This window comes from Pseudonocardia yunnanensis (genome assembly GCF_039534065.1).
In the GTDB taxonomy this organism is placed as follows: domain Bacteria; phylum Actinomycetota; class Actinomycetes; order Mycobacteriales; family Pseudonocardiaceae; genus Pseudonocardia; species Pseudonocardia yunnanensis.
This window is the reverse complement of record NZ_BAAAUS010000034.1, coordinates 329,204-343,466: the sequence shown is the minus strand read 5'-3', so window position 1 is coordinate 343,466 and position 14,263 is coordinate 329,204. Positions and strand designations below refer to the sequence as shown.

Annotated in this window: 17 protein-coding genes; 7 read left to right on the top strand and 10 right to left on the bottom strand. The window is 70.7% G+C overall.

The genetic code is table 11. From position 1 onward, the window contains the following. Nucleotides 1-53 precede the first annotated feature (53 nt). Complete coding sequence (locus tag ABD743_RS30175) at nucleotides 54-1,358, bottom strand: NAD(P)/FAD-dependent oxidoreductase (RefSeq protein WP_344725814.1); 1,305 nt, start codon at nucleotides 1,356-1,358, stop codon at nucleotides 54-56. 193 nt (nucleotides 1,359-1,551) lie between these two features. Here ABD743_RS30175 and ABD743_RS30170 point away from each other — a divergent pair, with 193 nt between their 5' ends. Beyond that, entirely contained in the window at nucleotides 1,552-1,821 is a 270-nt protein-coding gene (locus ABD743_RS30170) for a hypothetical protein (protein ID WP_344725756.1), read from the top strand. Nucleotides 1,822-1,941: 120 nt separating this feature from the next. Next, entirely contained in the window at nucleotides 1,942-2,775 is an 834-nt protein-coding gene (locus ABD743_RS30165) for an SAM-dependent methyltransferase (protein WP_344725754.1), read from the top strand. Here the strand turns inward: ABD743_RS30165 and ABD743_RS30160 are convergent. Then, nucleotides 2,745-3,368 carry a TMEM175 family protein gene (locus ABD743_RS30160; RefSeq protein WP_344725752.1) on the bottom strand — a complete coding sequence of 208 codons (624 nt, stop codon included), beginning with the start codon at nucleotides 3,366-3,368 and terminating at the stop codon, nucleotides 2,745-2,747. The genes ABD743_RS30165 and ABD743_RS30160 overlap by 31 nt on opposite strands. Nucleotides 3,369-3,468: 100 nt before the next feature. Here ABD743_RS30160 and ABD743_RS30155 point away from each other — a divergent pair, with 100 nt between their 5' ends. After that, on the top strand, nucleotides 3,469-4,296 hold the full coding sequence (locus tag ABD743_RS30155; RefSeq protein WP_344725750.1) for an SDR family NAD(P)-dependent oxidoreductase: 828 nt from the start codon (nucleotides 3,469-3,471) through the stop codon (nucleotides 4,294-4,296). Nucleotides 4,297-4,303: 7 nt separating this feature from the next. Here ABD743_RS30155 and ABD743_RS30150 read toward each other — a convergent pair whose 3' ends face one another. Beyond that, nucleotides 4,304-5,347: a cupin domain-containing protein gene (locus ABD743_RS30150; protein ID WP_344725748.1), complete on the bottom strand. Its 1,044-nt coding sequence runs from the start codon at nucleotides 5,345-5,347 to the stop codon at nucleotides 4,304-4,306. A 121-nt stretch (nucleotides 5,348-5,468) separates the two neighbouring features. On the opposite strand from ABD743_RS30150, the gene ABD743_RS30145 reads away from it, so the two are divergent. Continuing rightward, nucleotides 5,469-5,963 carry a MarR family winged helix-turn-helix transcriptional regulator gene (locus tag ABD743_RS30145; protein WP_344725746.1) on the top strand — a complete coding sequence of 165 codons (495 nt, stop codon included), beginning with the start codon at nucleotides 5,469-5,471 and terminating at the stop codon, nucleotides 5,961-5,963. A gap of 71 nt (nucleotides 5,964-6,034) precedes the next feature. On the opposite strand, the gene ABD743_RS30140 is transcribed toward ABD743_RS30145, so the two are convergent. Then, complete coding sequence (locus ABD743_RS30140) at nucleotides 6,035-6,379, bottom strand: helix-turn-helix domain-containing protein (RefSeq protein ID WP_344725745.1); 345 nt, start codon at nucleotides 6,377-6,379, stop codon at nucleotides 6,035-6,037. Between the two features lie 200 nt (nucleotides 6,380-6,579). Here ABD743_RS30140 and ABD743_RS30135 point away from each other — a divergent pair, with 200 nt between their 5' ends. Both ABD743_RS30135 and ABD743_RS30130 read left to right on the top strand, forming a co-directional pair. Next, entirely contained in the window at nucleotides 6,580-6,960 is a 381-nt protein-coding gene (locus ABD743_RS30135) for an STAS domain-containing protein (protein WP_344725744.1), read from the top strand. A gap of 45 nt (nucleotides 6,961-7,005) precedes the next feature. Beyond that, entirely contained in the window at nucleotides 7,006-7,656 is a 651-nt protein-coding gene (locus tag ABD743_RS30130) for an ATP-binding protein (RefSeq protein ID WP_344725743.1), read from the top strand. A gap of 12 nt (nucleotides 7,657-7,668) precedes the next feature. Here the strand turns inward: ABD743_RS30130 and ABD743_RS30125 are convergent, their stop codons facing one another. From ABD743_RS30125 to ABD743_RS30100, 6 genes are all read right to left on the bottom strand, one after another. Beyond that, nucleotides 7,669-8,619, bottom strand: a complete 951-nt coding sequence (locus ABD743_RS30125) for a PfkB family carbohydrate kinase (RefSeq protein WP_344725742.1) — start codon at nucleotides 8,617-8,619, stop codon at nucleotides 7,669-7,671. After that, complete coding sequence (locus ABD743_RS30120; RefSeq protein WP_344725741.1) at nucleotides 8,603-9,628, bottom strand: ADP-ribosylglycohydrolase family protein; 1,026 nt, start codon at nucleotides 9,626-9,628, stop codon at nucleotides 8,603-8,605. The genes ABD743_RS30125 and ABD743_RS30120 overlap by 17 nt, the downstream gene beginning before the upstream one ends. Before the next feature lie 25 nt (nucleotides 9,629-9,653). Beyond that, nucleotides 9,654-11,255, bottom strand: a complete 1,602-nt coding sequence (locus ABD743_RS30115; protein WP_344725740.1) for a non-homologous end-joining DNA ligase LigD — start codon at nucleotides 11,253-11,255, stop codon at nucleotides 9,654-9,656. 48 nt (nucleotides 11,256-11,303) lie between these two features. Beyond that, on the bottom strand, nucleotides 11,304-11,858 hold the full coding sequence (locus tag ABD743_RS30110; RefSeq protein WP_344725739.1) for a hypothetical protein: 555 nt from the start codon (nucleotides 11,856-11,858) through the stop codon (nucleotides 11,304-11,306). 111 nt (nucleotides 11,859-11,969) lie between these two features. Beyond that, nucleotides 11,970-12,440 carry an SRPBCC family protein gene (locus tag ABD743_RS30105; protein ID WP_344725738.1) on the bottom strand — a complete coding sequence of 157 codons (471 nt, stop codon included), beginning with the start codon at nucleotides 12,438-12,440 and terminating at the stop codon, nucleotides 11,970-11,972. An 81-nt stretch (nucleotides 12,441-12,521) separates the two neighbouring features. After that, nucleotides 12,522-13,307 (bottom strand): alpha/beta fold hydrolase, encoded by a 786-nt coding sequence (locus ABD743_RS30100; protein WP_344725737.1) that lies wholly within the window; start codon nucleotides 13,305-13,307, stop codon nucleotides 12,522-12,524. 148 nt (nucleotides 13,308-13,455) lie between these two features. On the opposite strand from ABD743_RS30100, the gene ABD743_RS30095 reads away from it, so the two are divergent. Then, nucleotides 13,456-14,217: an IclR family transcriptional regulator gene (locus ABD743_RS30095; protein ID WP_344725736.1), complete on the top strand. Its 762-nt coding sequence runs from the start codon at nucleotides 13,456-13,458 to the stop codon at nucleotides 14,215-14,217. The last annotated feature ends 46 nt before the right edge of the window (nucleotides 14,218-14,263 follow it).

Genomic DNA, 14,263 nt, shown 5'->3' with positions numbered 1-14,263 from the left:
TTGATGGGAGGTCACTCATCGACACGACGGAGCGCCAGGACGAAGACGGACGATCATCCGGTGCGCGTCCCCTGCTCGACGGGCCGGGGAAGTTCGGTATCCAGTGGTACGGCGGCCGAGCGCACGAGCCCGAGCTGCACGGTCTGGCGGCCCGCGGCGACGTCGAGGATCCAGTCGACCGCGGTGCGCAGCCGGTTGCCCGGCATGCTGAGAAGGTGATAGCCGCGGGTCACAGCCTTCGCCGGAAGCCCGCTGAGCGGAATGCGCAGCGGGTTGGCCGCCGCCTGCGTGCCACCGAGGTCGACCACGAAACCGAGGTCGTGGTGCTTGTACCGGCGTATCCGCCCGTGGCCGAGCGATGCAGCGACGTTGCGCCCCGCGAGCTTGCCTTGGCGGCTCGCATGCTGGGCGGTCATCGCCGTCACCTCGCCGCGCCTGGTCAGGTCCGGAACCGCGGCGGCATCCCCACAGGCGAAGACGTCGGGGTGACCGGGCACCACCAGCGTCGGGTCCACCACGAGTCGGCCCTTGAGGGTGGGCAGGCCGGTTTCCTCGACGAGTGGGTCGGGACGGACGCCAACACACCAGACGAGGGTCCGCGTCGGGACGAACTCGCCGGTGGTGAGGTGCACGCCCTCGCGGGTCGCCTCCCGGACGGAGACACCCGTCCCCACCTCGACACCCCGATGCCGCAGCACCCGGTCCGCCGCGCGGGACAGGCGTGGGTCCAGCTCGGGGAGCACCTTCGGCGCGAGGTCGAGCAGTAGCCAACGCACCTTCTGATCGCGCAGGTGCGGGTGGCGCTCGACGATCCTGTCGGTGAACAGCGGGCCCTGCGCCGCCACCTCGGTGCCGGTGTAGCCGGCCCCCACCACGACGAACGTGCACCGGGCCGTCCGCTCATCGGGGTCGTCGGTGGCGTCGGCGAGCTCGATCTGGCGGATGATGTGGTCGCGCAGGTAGAGCGCCTCGGCCACGTTACGGAAGCCGTGGGCGTGCTCGCCGACCCCCGGTATCGGCAGCAGCTTGTTCACGCTCCCCGCGGCGAGGATCAGCCGGTCGTAGCCGAGGCTGTGCGAGCCACCCTCGGGATCCGTGTAGTGGACGGTGCGCTCGTCGAGCGACACCGATTGCACCTCGCCCAGCAGGAGCCGCACCCCGGGCAGCGTCGCCGGGAGCGACACCGTGATCCGCCGCGGATCGATGACCGCCGCGGCCACCTCGGGCAGCAGCGGAAGGTACAGGAAGTAGTCCATGGGATTCACCAGCACGATCTCCACGCCGGAATCCGGCGGGAGCGCCTTCGTGAGCGAACGCGCAGCCTCGTACCCGGCGAAGCCGGCGCCGACGATCACCACGCGCTGCGGCGGCGCCTGAGGCGCGAGTCCGTCGGACCTCTCCGGCTGTTCCGCACGCCCCGTCTGCGTTTCGCGCACCTGCGCCTCCTCGTAGCGTCCCCCGGCTCGGATGACCCTCTCTACCGAAGTCTGCCTGCACACGGGGGGCTACCCGTGGTGGAATCGATGCACACGACGGCACGGGGGATGCGACATGTGGTTGGTCAGCGGGATAGACGAGGAGCACCGGTTTCCGCAGTGGACCGATGCCGTCGAGTTCTACCGGCAGATCGTCGACGACTGGGTGGCCGCCCACGGTGATCCGGACGCAGCAGCGGCCCGCGAGCTGACCACCTCCATCGCCGACCTGCCCATGGGTCAGCCCCACCAGGTGGGCTTCCCCGCGAACGGCGGCGACGCGGTCCGCTTCGAGCTGACCTGGGAAGTTCCCTCCGTTGGGATGGATCACTTCACAGCGTGCTGAATGCGAGGTCACCCACCGAAAGGTGGGCTTGCGGCTTGTGCCGCTGATCACGCTAGTCTCTTCGGCGCAAGCATCGGACGGGACTCGGCCGCTGGTGACCGGCCCCGCGAAGGAGGATCCGTGTCGGGTGGTCACTCCGGGTCCGGGCCGGACGGCCAGGGCGCGCGCAGCGGTGCGCGCCGCGACCTGAACTTCAGGAGGCCGTCGATCGCCCGCGTCTACGACTACGTGCTCGGCGGGCGCGACCACTTCGAGATCGACCGCAAGGCCGCCCACAGCTTCCTCAACGTGGTGCCGGAGGCAGGGCAGCTCGCCAAGGACAACCGGCACTTCATGCGCCGCAGCGTGCGTTTCATGGTCGCCGAGGCCGGTATCCGGCAGATCATCGACATCGGCTCCGGGCTGCCGACCGCAGGCAACGTGCACCAGGTGGCGCACGAGATCGACCCCTCGGTGCGCGTGGTCTACGTCGACAACGACCCGATGGTGCTGGCGCACGCCAGAGCGATGCTCGACGACGACACCACCACGGTGATCACCTCCGACCTCCGCACGCCCGAGGCGATCTTCGACGACCCGGAGACCCACAAGCTCATCGACACGAATCAGCCGTTCGGTGTGCTCATCGCGGGCATCCTGCACCACCTCTCCGACGAGGACGACCCCGCCGGCATCGCGGCCGAGGTCAAGGACCGGCTCAGTCCCGGCAGCTACCTGGCGATCTGCAACTTCCTCGGCGAGGAGCCGCGAGCCAGAGAACTGGAGCGCGGGTTCCTGGACGGCCTCGGATCCGGGCGCTTCCGCACATGGGACGAGAACCGCGCCTACTTCGATGGACTCGAGATGGTGCCGCCCGGCCTGGTGCACGCCAACAAGTGGCGGCCGGACGAGGACACAGCCAAGGACCACTCGGTGGAGACCCTCTACGTCGGCGGGGTCGGCCGCAAACCCTGACGCGCGGCGCGGCGCTCCTCCACCCGACCGAGCAGCGGTGTGACCATCCGGTTCACCAACGAGCTGAACACGAGCAGCAGGAGCGCGAAGTAGGTCACGCCCGAGACGAGGGCCGTCAGCACGAACGCCACCACGAGGATCGCCGTGGTGCTCACCGCACCTGACGCGCCGGCGGGTCCATGGATCATGAACGCCAGCACGCTCAGGCAGACGCTGCTCGCGAGGATCGTCCCGACGTAGAACACGGCCGTGAACCAGTCATCGCCGTACCCCCCGATCATCTCGGTCGGGAAGGGCAGCACCACGATCGTGAGCAGCCACGCCAGGCTCCAGAACAGCAACGGGGTGGAGTCCGCCACCACCTTCTCGAACATGCGCCGGTGCACGACCCAGAGGCGCGCGATGACGGCGAAGCTGAGCAGGAAGCTGTAGATCTGCGGCTGGTGCTCGATGATCACCTCGACCGGGGGCACCCGTGCAACGACCGACTCTCCGACGGCATCGACCAGCGGCAGCACGAGCAGCGTGATCGCGATCGCGACCACCGCATCGGTGAAGGTGACGAGTCGGTCCAACGGTTTCAACGCGCTCACGCGGACAAACGTAAGGCACCGGCCGTCACTCTCAGCTCACCTTCAGCTTCCTGGGCGCTTCTCAGCGTCACCACAGGGACCCCTCCCTAGCGTTCGTTCCATGCCCACCGCACTTGTGACAGGCGCCAGCCGGGGCCTCGGAGCCGTTTTCGCCGACCGTCTCGCCCGCCGCGGCATCGACCTCGTCCTCGTCGCGCGCGACCGCGCCGGGCTGGAGCGCACCGCCGCGACGGTGCGCGGACACGGCGCGGTGGCCGAGGTCCTCGTCGCGGACCTCGCCGACCCCGCCGCCCGGGCCGCGGTCGAGCTCCGGCTCTCCGACGCGGACCGGCCCGTCGACATGCTCGTGAACAACGCCGGTTTCGAGGTGAGCGACGAGTTCGTGAACAGCGAGCTCCGCGATCTGCAGACCCAGATCGACACGAACATCTCGGCGGTCATGTCGCTGACCCATTCCGCGCTCCCGGGCATGATCGCGCGCGGCAGCGGATCGGTGATCAACGTCGCGAGCTTCGCCGGCTACCTTCCCTCGCCGGGCAGCTCCTACGCCTCGACCAAGGCGTGGGTGCTCGCGTTCACCGACACGATGGCCGCGTCGCTCGCGGGCAGCGGCGTCGGCATGATCGCCCTGTGCCCCGGGCGGATGCTCACGGGCAAGCACAAGGCCCCGGACTCACCCTCTCCGCTGTGGCTGGAGCCCACGACGGTGGTGGAGCAGTGCCTGCGCGACCTCGGGCGGGGCCGCACACTCTGCACGCCCGGCTGGATCTACCGCACCGTGGTCGGCACGCTGGAGATGCCGCGCCGCTCACTGCGGGCGGCCGCGAAGCTCGCAGGCCGCGGGCGCACGCAGCAGCGCCCGAAGGCCGACGCGCAGGGCGACACCCAGTCGTTCACCCGCTCCCCCTCGCTCAACGGCGTCGCCTGACCGCGCGTCACGCCTCCGAACCTGGCTGGTCGTCGCGCCACATTCCGAGCGCCTGCAAGGCCGGTCGGTTGCTGTAGGAGAAGACGAACGTGTCCTCGGCGGTCGGGTTGACCAGTCGGTAGGGCTGCCAGCCGGGTACCGCGATCACGTCCTTGGGCCCGAAGTCGAAGCGCTCGTCGCCGATCTCGACATACCCGCTCCCCTGCACGATGTGCAGGACGGCGCTCGCGGTGGTGCGGCGGGGCTGCCCGTGGAAGCGCGGGCGCAACCGGCTGATCCGGCAGTCCATGGTCGGCAGTACCGAGCCGCCGGTCCACGGGTTCGTGTACTCCAGCACGATCCCGTCCGACTCACTGCCCTCGGCGTCGTCGGCGATGGCCGCGAACGCCCGCTCGGTCTCCTGCCACGGGTAGTTGCCCACGGGCGAGGACAGCCGGTCGGGCTGTTCCCAGGCGGGGTTGAGCCTGCCGTGGATGAACCGGCGGCTGGAGAGGTCGTCGGGCACGAGCGATTTCTGCACACGATCCCCGAACAGCTCGAAGAATCCCGCTTCGAAAGCGTTCGTGAGCGGGAAATCGAGGCCGTCCAGCCACATCATCGGATCGTTTCCCTCGTGCCGGTGGTCGTGCCAGTGCCAGCCGGGGGTCAGCAACAGATCGCCCGGATTCATGTGCAGTCGTTCACCATCGACCGTGGTGTATGCCGAGGCACCCTCGATGATGAAGCGGAAAGCGTTGGCCGTGTGGCGGTGCGCCTGCGCCGTCTCGCCGGGAAGGATGATCTGAATCCCGGCGAACAGGCTGTTCACGGTGGCGGGTGGATCCTGCATGCCGGGGTTGACCAGCATCAGGACCCGTCGCTCGGCCTCGTCGAGCGACAGCGTGCGGGTGAAGTGCAACATCAACGGCCGCAGGGCGGCATAGTCCCACCGATGCGGCAGGGCGACGCTGCGCGGTTCGGGCGAGAAGAGCGACCCGTAGTGCCTCCACAACGGTGCGGCCGCGAGTTCGTCGAGCGTCCGATATGCCGCTTCCGATGATTCGACGGTCAACTTCAGCTCCTTTACCGATAAGTGATTGCTCAGTACACTGAGCATCAATTCGAACTGTAGGACGGGGCTTAGCGCCGCGCAAGGACCGGCGGCCCCACCGCACGGCCTCTAGACTCGCGGCATGTCCTCATGGGCCGACCACCAGCCTCCTGAGGTGGACGAGGACGCGTTCGAGCTACGGACCGCCCCCGGCCACCTCCTACGCAGGCTGCAGCAGGTACATCGGGAGATCTGGGCGCGGGAGGCACCCCCGGAGCTCACCTCGGTGCAGTTCGCCGTGCTGAACATCCTCGCCGACAAACCCGGAATCGATCAGCGGATGCTCGGCGAACTCGGCGGAATGGACCGTTCGACCACGGCGGAGATCGTGCGGAGGCTCACAGCGAGGCGGTTGCTCGCCCGGTTCCCGGACGCCGCCGACGCCCGCCGCAACCTGCTGCGCCTGACCCCCGCAGGCCGCGAAGCGCGGCGCGCGGCGCTTCCCTCTGCCGCCCGGGTGAGCGAGCAACTGACCCACGCACTCGACGGCCAGGAGCGCAAGGAACTCGTTCGACTGCTCAACCTCGTGGTCGACAGCCACGAAGAACCGTTCGACCGACGCCCATCCTCCAAATAACCACGACCCAGTGGATCGCCTGAATTCAGGCCGGGAGTCGCCCGGATTCACGGGAACGACGCGGCGGGCGGTCAGTCGGTGGTGGACTTCTTGTCGGCGAGTTGCTCCGTCATCCGGACGACCTCCTGCTCGAGCTCGGTGATTCGTGCCCTGGCCGTGTCGAGATCGTCCTGTAGTTCGACGACTCGGACGGCGGCATCGAGGGTGAACCCCTCGTCGAACAGGGCCCGCATCCGGGCGGCGAGCACCAGTTGGCGGCGAGAGTAGCGCCGGTGTCCGCCACTCGACCGTTGCGGCTTCAGCACACCGGCCGCGTCCAGGCTGCGCAGGAAGGCCGGCTGGACCTCGAGCAGCTCGGCGGCCTGACCCATCGCGACAGCGGGATAGTCCTCGTCGTCGAGGCGGCCCACCCCCATGGCTACCCTCCGCAGACTTGGAGTCAGTGGTGCAGATCCTATCAATCCGAAACCACAGGTTGCTGCATCGCCGCTGGTCGGCGCCGTTGCGGTGCTGCTCGTCCCCGACTTAGCATTGATTCCTCGGTTGAGCACACAGCCTGCCATTTCCTGTACGGCCGCCCTGCCGCAACAGGAAGACCTCCGCGGAGGGAGCACCAGTGACCGAGCTGGGCAGTTACCCCCCGACAACCCGGTGTGCCTGCACGCCTCCTCTGCTCGTCGACCTGGTGTCCTCGGGCACCGACACCGGGTTGCGAGTCGATGTCCGGCTCGACGGTGAGCTCGACCTCGCCACCGTCGATCTTGTGACAGACGCGTTCGCCTGCCTGCGCGACGACCGGCCCGAGCTGGTTGTGATCGATCTCTCCGCGCTGCGTTTCGTCGACGCGCGCGGGCTCCGCGCGTTCGACAACATCCACCGCGAGCTGCTGGCCGTGGGGGGCCGCCTCGTCCTGGCCATGCCGAGCCCGCACGTCGCCCGGGTCCTCGCCGTCGCCGAGCTCGACCCGGAGATCTCCGTATGGAGCCGCGGCGGGTGAGACTCCGGACGCCGCAGTGGTCGCCGTCCTGGACATCCCGCGTGTGTGAACGACGCCGCGATCGGCAAAACCTGGTCGGTGACGGATTACGCAGGAGACGATGGTGCGCGCTCCGGCCGCACGGTCCGGTGGGCGGGGGCGGCCGAACCCGTCGTCGACACGCTCACGATGCACCTGCTCGCCGAGCCGACCACACCGTCGGTCGTGCGGGCCCGGTTTCGCAAGTGGCTGGAGGGCCACGGCTGGCCCGCCGACGCCGTCGACGACGTCATCCTCGCCGTGCACGAGGCCGTGGCGAACGTGATCGACCACGCCTACCCGGCCGGATACACGGGCGACGTGGCCGTGACCGCGACGCTGCTCGCCGACGGCGGCCGGCGGCGGGTCCGGATCGTCGTCCGGGATCGGGGCCGATGGCGCTCGCCGCCGACCGACCCGGGTTATCGAGGACGCGGCCTCCAGATGGTGCGCAGCTGCATGGAGGACGTCGAGATCCTCCCGGGTGTGCACAGCCGGGACGGCACGGAGATCACCATGCTCAGCGCCTCGGTCACACCGGCCGCCGGAATCGGGCGCAGCTCCCCGGCGCCCAGGAGCACCGCCTGCCGTCCGCGGTCCGCCGTCGCCACGCCCAGCGGCAAGGCGCGAACGTGGGCGATCACCTGGCGCTGCCCACCCGTTCCCCCCGCACCCTGACGAGCGCGACCGTCAGGGACGCGCCGATGCCAGCAGCGCGTCGACCTCCGCACGGCCGGGGGCGGTCGCAGGCCCTCTGCAGGTGACCGCGAGCGTGGCGGTGGCGTTGGCCCGCACCGCGGCGGTGTGCAGGTCAGCACCACGCAGCAGTTCGGCAGCGAACACCCCGCAATGCGCGTCGCCCGCTCCCGTGGTGTCGACGGCCACGACGGGAAACCCGGGGACGTGTTCGGTGTGGCCGTCGCGAGTGAGCAGGCACCCGGCCGCTCCGTCGCGCACGACGACCACGCCCGGTTCGGCGAGCCGGCGCGCGAGCACCTGCGCGGCGGTGCGCAGGTCATCGAAACCCGAGAGGGTGCGTGCCTCGGGGGCGCTGGCGCTGAGCATCGTGGTGCGCGCGAGCAGCCTGTCCCAGACCGGGCCGTCGACCTGGCCCGCGAGCGGCCCGGGATCGACCAGCACGCCCGCGCCGTCGACCACCTCGAGCCGGTCCAGCACAGCGCGGCCCTTCGCCTCCACGAGCAAGCTGTATCCACTCACGTAGACGAGATCCGCGCTGGTCACGGGCACCGCGGCGAGCGCGGCACGATCGACCTCCATCTCGATTCCGCTGCCCGTGACGAACGTCCGCTCGCCGGAGTCGTCGACGAGCACGACGCAGACACCGGTGTCGCCGTCCACCGACGCCGGCAGCGCGGCGACGACGCCTTCGGCGGCCAGCGCGGCACGGACCATGTCGCCGAACCGGCCTGCGCCGTGCCCGCCGAGGTAGACGACGGGTGCGCCCGCGCGTGCCGCGGCGGCCATCACGTTGAACCCGCCGCCCGGGAGCAGGTCCACGGCGGAGGCGACCACGTCACCGCCGACCGGTGGCAGCCCCGGCACCCGCATCACCAGGTCCAGCACGACCTGGCCCGTGTGCAGGAGCCGACCGGGGCCGCCCCGATCAGGACCGTCGGCCACCGTCGTCCCCCGCCCGGTGACGCAGCTCCAGCAGCCGGTCGGCCACGGGCGCCAGGTCGAGGCCGTTCACCCGGCAGACGGTGGCGACCAGGCCGCCGGGCAGACCGGCAACACCGTGGTGCGCACCCAGCACGGCGCCGCAGATCGCGCCGATCGTGTCGGTGTCTCCGCCGAGCCCTGCCGCGAGCGTGAGCGCGTCCAACGGTTCCGCTCCCAGGGCCTCCACCAGCGCGAACGCCGCGACCACCGACTCCTGGGCCGCGACCGAGGTGCCCACCACGTCGGCGACGGCGTCGGCGAGCGCCGCCGGGTCCATGCCGCGCACCCAGCCGCGCACCCATCGGATCCGGGCACCGACATCGCCGCCCGCCCGCCAGTGGCCCCGGCGCGCTCCTGCGGCGGCGGCCCGCTCGGCCGCGTCCAGGGCGTCGCCGAGGTCTGCTCCCGCGACGCCTGCCGAGACCGCTGCTGCCACGGCGGCAGCGGCAGCGATCGCGATGCCGGTGTTGTGGGTGACCCTGCTGGCTGTCACCACCGCGTCCACCAGGGCATCCGAGCCGTTGACCGGCACCGCGATCCCGACGGGCGTGATCCGCATCGCGGCGCCGTTGGTGGTGCCGTCGCGGCCGGTCTCGTCGGGCGACTCGCCGTCATGGAGACGCTGGATCGCCCGTTTCGTCGACGGGCCGAGCAGATCGGCGGAGCCGCGACCCACCATGTCGGCCTCCCACCGGCTGAGTGCGCCTGCGAACGCGACCGGGTCGATCTCGCCCGCGCCGTCGATGAGCAGATGGGCGAGCAGCAAGGCCTGCTCGGTGTCGTCGGTGACCGTCCCGGCGGGCAGGCCCGGCGCGATCGGCTGGTCCGGGGCGGCGTTGCGGAGGCCGGTGATCGGCCCGTAACGCTCGGCGATCCGAGCGCGGGACATCGACTGCGTCGGCATCCCCAGCGCATCGCCGAGTGCCAGGCCGGCCAGAGCGCCGATCGCGCGGTCCCGGATCCCGTTCATGACCGGCCGACGCTACTGCCCGCGGCTAGAGCTCCGGCAACCGCTGGGGCCGTCCGATCAACGGGACCAACGGGTCGCCCTCACGCCGCATCCGGTCGATCACGGTCCGGATCGTCCAGCGGTCGGGTCGCAGGCCGGGGTCGTCCAGTTCGTCCCAGCGAACGGGCACCGACACCGGAGCCGCCGGGGCGGGTCGCGCGCTGAACGGCGCGATCAGCGTCTTGTTGATGGCGTTCTGCGTGTAGTCGAGCCGCGCGAGCCCGTCCCGGCGGTCCTTGTGCCACTCCCAGCTCACGAGGTCGGGCACCGTCCGGCCGACGGCCCGCGACAGCTTCTCCACCCACGCCCTGGTATCCGCGAAGGTGTAGCCGATCCCGACGGGCACCCAGATCTGGATCCCCCGCTTGCCGGTGACCTTCGGTGCGGCCGCGACCCTGAGATGCTCGAGCGCGGCGCGGTAGAGGCGGGCGAGCACGATCACGTCCTCGAAGTCCGTGCGGTCACCGGGGTCGATGTCGATCAGCGCCCAGCTGGGCTCGTGCACGTCGGGGAGCCGGGACGTCCAGGGGTTCAGCTCCACCGCCGCGAAGTTCGCCATCCAGACGAGCGATGCCGGCTTGTCGACCACGGCGTAGCACTCCGTCTCTCCCCGGTCCGCCTCCTCGTTGCGCCATCGGGTCAGCCACTCCGGTGCGTGGGTCGGCACCTCCTTGTGCCAGAAGCCCGGCTTCTCGACGCCTTCGGGGTAGCGGTGCAGGTTCACGGGCCGGTCGTAGAGGTACGGCAGCATGTACGGCGCGACCAGCGCGTGGTAGCGGATGAAGTCTCGCTTCGTCACCGGGCTCTCCCCCTCCCTCGCGGGGAACAGCACCTTGTCCAGGTTGGTGAGCCGGACCTCGAAGCCCTGCACCTGCCACCGGCCTTGACGCCCGAGCGCGTCGAGCGCGTCGAGCTCGTCCTCCGTGGGCGGGTCCCATGACGGGGGCACCGGGCGCTCCAGTGGGACGGCGGCCTCGCCCGGGGGCAGGTCGCTGCGCCAGAGCGTGTCGGGGGCGGCGGCCACCTCGTCGTTCGTGCGCCCGCTCTTCACCGACAACGGGTGCTCCTCGGGGTTCCACCCCTTGCGCGCGTGCTCGTCGTTCTTGTGCAGCAGGAGCCACTGCTCCTTGCCCGGTCGATCGGCCTCGCCCCGGCGGACCAGCACGAAGCGGCCGGCCAGCTTCTCCCCGTGCAGGTCGAAGTGCAGCTCACCGTCCTCGACGGCCCGCAGAGGGTTGTCGGTGCCGGACGGCGCCCACGTCCCCCGGTCCCAGACGATGACGTCGCCCCCGCCGTACTCACCGCGGGGGATGACGCCCTCGAAGTCGACGTACTCGACCGGGTGGTCCTCGACGTGCACGGCCATCTGCCGGGCCTTCGGGTCGAGCGTCGGGCCCCTGGGCACCGCCCAGCTCGCCAGCACGCCGTCAACCTCGAGGCGCAGGTCGTAGTGCAAGCGACGAGCTCGGTGCCGCTGCACCACGAACCTTCTCGAACCGATCGCGGGCTCCGATCCGGCCGGCTCCGGCGTGGCCGTGAAGTCACGCTTGGCCCGGTAGGTCGCGAGCCGCTCACGCTGCCCGGTCATGCGGCCGGGGTACCACCGCGACCCGTTCGCGACTCGCCATGCAGCGGGTCACTCGCAGGCGGTGCCGTCGTTGTCGCTGTCCAGGTCGTAGATGTCGGTGCCGGTCACGTCGACGGGACCCCTCGCGTACGCCGGGCCGTTGCCGGAGCCTCCTTCGCAGTCGACGTCGCTGGCGATCGGAACGCACCCGCTGTAGTTCGGATCGCAGTCCCCGCCCGACGGCGCGGGCTTCGCCACCGGCTTGGGCTCGGGCTTCGGTGCCGGCGCGGGCGCCTGCTCCACCTTCGGCGCGGGCTGAGGCTGGACCAGCGGCCGAACCTGCGGCGGCACCGGGTGCGGCGGAGGGACGGGCGCCTGCTGGCGGGCCACCGGCGCTGCCACCGGAGGAGCCGTGCTGGTCGGCGCAGCGGTGGTCGTTTCGGCTGTGGTAGGCGCAGCGGAGGTCGCCGCGGCGGCCAGGGGCTGTACGGCGGGAGCAGCCGCCCCGCCGCACCCACTGGCCACGACCAGCGTGAACGCAGCGGCCGCGATCAGGCACAGTCGGGTGAACCCGCTTGCGTGGGCGCGGCGCGGTGGACGGGACGGGAGCGGCAGGACGCGCATGTGATCTCCAGCGTGACGATGGACACCGGAAGATCGTGAGCTTTCAACCATCGTTACCGGTTTCGGCGTGTCGTCCTGACCTGTCGGCGCGCCGCCGATGTGGGCGCCAGGTCAGGCCACCGCCTCGCAGTGGTTCTTGAGGTTGACGCCGAGCGTCTCGCCCCACGCGCAGTTGCAGAACGCGTACCACCGGGCGTCGCTCGACCAGCCCTCCTGCCGGAACTCCAGCACCGTGAACTCCTCGCCCGTGACGAGCGGAGCGAGAAGCGAGCCGACCCGGTCCCGCCGCACGGTGCGCAGGGCGAAGGTGAAGCGATGGCCGAGCCAGTCGGATGCGGGGTTCGTGGGGTCGTGGAAGTCGGAGAGGCACCGCCACTCCACCCACTCGCCGGGCACGAGGTCGACGATCCGCATGCGCAGCAGGTCGCCGTGACCGTGGTCGAACTCGACGACCGACCCGATCTCGGGCGCAGCCGTCAGCACCGTTCCCCACCAGGCGTCGAGGCCGTCCTTGCTGGTGATCGCCTCGAAGACCGACTTGCGGTCCGCGTTGATCCACACCTCGAGATGGATGGTGCCCACAGTTCCTCCTCCGGCCCGCGCATTGAGTAGGCGAAAGCTTACGTAAGCGATCACCGACTCTTCAAGAGGTGCGCGCCCATGTCACCCGCCCAGGAACCCGGCGAGCACCGGGGCGAGGACCTCGGGGTGGTGCAGGACGGCGTGGTCCTCTCCCTCGATCGTGTGGAGCCGGGCTCCCGGCACGGCCGCGGCGACCGCGCGGGCGGTGTTCTGCATCCACGCTTCTCCGGCACCGCCGGCGAGAACGAGTGACGGCACGCCGATCGTCGCGAGCACGTCGGTCATGGACTGGCCGGGACCGTGCAGTGCGACGTCATAGGACAAGGTGGGGGCGAGCGCCTCCAGCGGTTCCCAGTCAGGCGAGCCCTGCATCATGTCGATCACCTCGGCCGGCACGCCCGCGCACTCCGAGAGGAACAGGCGCGCCGCATCGGCCGGCCGTCCGGCCGCCACCAGCTCCTCCAACTGCTCCGCCATGTCGGCCGGGGGTCGAGGACGGTCGGTCCCGACGATGTACGAGGGCTCGTAGACGGCGAGCCGGGTGATCGGCAGGCCCCGTGCAGCAGCCTGGAGAACCAGCACACCCCCGGACGAGTGCCCGAAGAGCGCGGCCTCTCCCCCGGCATGCGCGACGAGAGCGGCCAGGTCCTCCACCTCCCGCTCGACGGCGTAGGGCGGGGTGTCGCCACTCGACCCGCGCCCTCGCCGGTCGTAGCAGTAGGTCGTGAAACGGTCGGCGAGCAACGCCGCGGTACCGGTCATGGTCGTGTGGTCGTTGAACGCGCCCCCCACCATGATCAGGGCCGGGCCGCTGCCCGCCCGTTCGAACGCGATCGTCGTGCCGTCCGCCGACCGGACCGTCTCCATCTGTTCCTCCCACTCTTGCCGTCCGTACGGCATCCGCCGCCGTCCCGAGGTGGTCGGAGCAGCGGGGCAGGTCTCGACGTCAACTCCAACCGGTATCGTCGCGATCCTCGAATCGCTTCATTCCCCGTGGCAGAACCGGAGCGCACCCATGACGGTGTCCCGCGCTGCGGGCACCGGTCCGGTGCTGGCCCGCGCGTTGCGCATCCTTGGCGCGTTCTCGGCCGACCATCCGGCCATGACGCTCAGCGAGCTGGCGCGCCGCACCCGCCTCCCGGTCTCGACGGTGCACCGCCTGCTGGCCGGCCTCGTGGAGTGGGGCGCCCTGGAACGCGGCGACGACGGGTACTACCGCGTCGGGCTGCGCCTGTGGGAGGTGGGCGCCCTCGCCCCGCGAGGCCAAGGCCTGCGCGAGCGTGCGCTCCCGTTCCTCGAGGATCTCTCCCAGATCACGCGGGAGAACGTGCAGCTCGCGGTGCGCGAGGGCAGCGAGCTCGTGTTCGTCGAGCGGATCGCAGGCACGGGGGCGGTGCCGGTGCTCACCCGCGTCGGTTCCCGGTTCGCGCTCACGCTCACCGGCGTCGGGCTGGTGCTGCTCGCCCACGCCCCCGTCGAGCTGCAGGAAGAGGTGCTGGCTGCGCCGATCGACCGCTTCACCCCGTGCACCGTCACCGACCCCGCCACGTTGCGACACATGCTCGCCGACATCCGCAGGTCCGGTTTCGCGGTGAGCGACCGGCAGGTCACGATGGACGCGCTGTCGGTGGCCGTTCCCGTGCATGACGCCCGCGGCGCCGTGGTCGCGGCGGTGTCGCTCGTCGTCCGGCACGGAAGCGTTCAGGCGCACTCACTGGTGCCGCTGCTCCGCACCAGCGCAAGAGCCATCTCTCGCGCCCTGGCGCAGCCCTCCTGACCGCGACATGGACACATGTCACCGTTCTGCGAGCGCCCGTTCAGCG

What these genes read in the sequence shown, in the direction of transcription:
- ABD743_RS30170 (WP_344725756.1), top strand. Translation starts at nt 1,552, where the DNA reads ATGTGGTTGGTCAGCGGGATAGACGAGGAGCACCGGTTTCCGCAGTGG.
- ABD743_RS30155 (WP_344725750.1), top strand. Translation starts at nt 3,469, where the DNA reads ATGCCCACCGCACTTGTGACAGGCGCCAGCCGGGGCCTCGGAGCCGTT.
- ABD743_RS30145 (WP_344725746.1), top strand. Translation starts at nt 5,469, where the DNA reads ATGTCCTCATGGGCCGACCACCAGCCTCCTGAGGTGGACGAGGACGCG.
- ABD743_RS30140 (WP_344725745.1), bottom strand. Translation starts at nt 6,379, where the DNA reads ATGGGGGTGGGCCGCCTCGACGACGAGGACTATCCCGCTGTCGCGATG.
- ABD743_RS30120 (WP_344725741.1), bottom strand. Translation starts at nt 9,628, where the DNA reads ATGAACGGGATCCGGGACCGCGCGATCGGCGCTCTGGCCGGCCTGGCA.
- ABD743_RS30115 (WP_344725740.1), bottom strand. Translation starts at nt 11,255, where the DNA reads ATGACCGGGCAGCGTGAGCGGCTCGCGACCTACCGGGCCAAGCGTGAC.
- ABD743_RS30110 (WP_344725739.1), bottom strand. Translation starts at nt 11,858, where the DNA reads ATGCGCGTCCTGCCGCTCCCGTCCCGTCCACCGCGCCGCGCCCACGCA.
- ABD743_RS30100 (WP_344725737.1), bottom strand. Translation starts at nt 13,307, where the DNA reads ATGGAGACGGTCCGGTCGGCGGACGGCACGACGATCGCGTTCGAACGG.
- ABD743_RS30095 (WP_344725736.1), top strand. Translation starts at nt 13,456, where the DNA reads ATGACGGTGTCCCGCGCTGCGGGCACCGGTCCGGTGCTGGCCCGCGCG.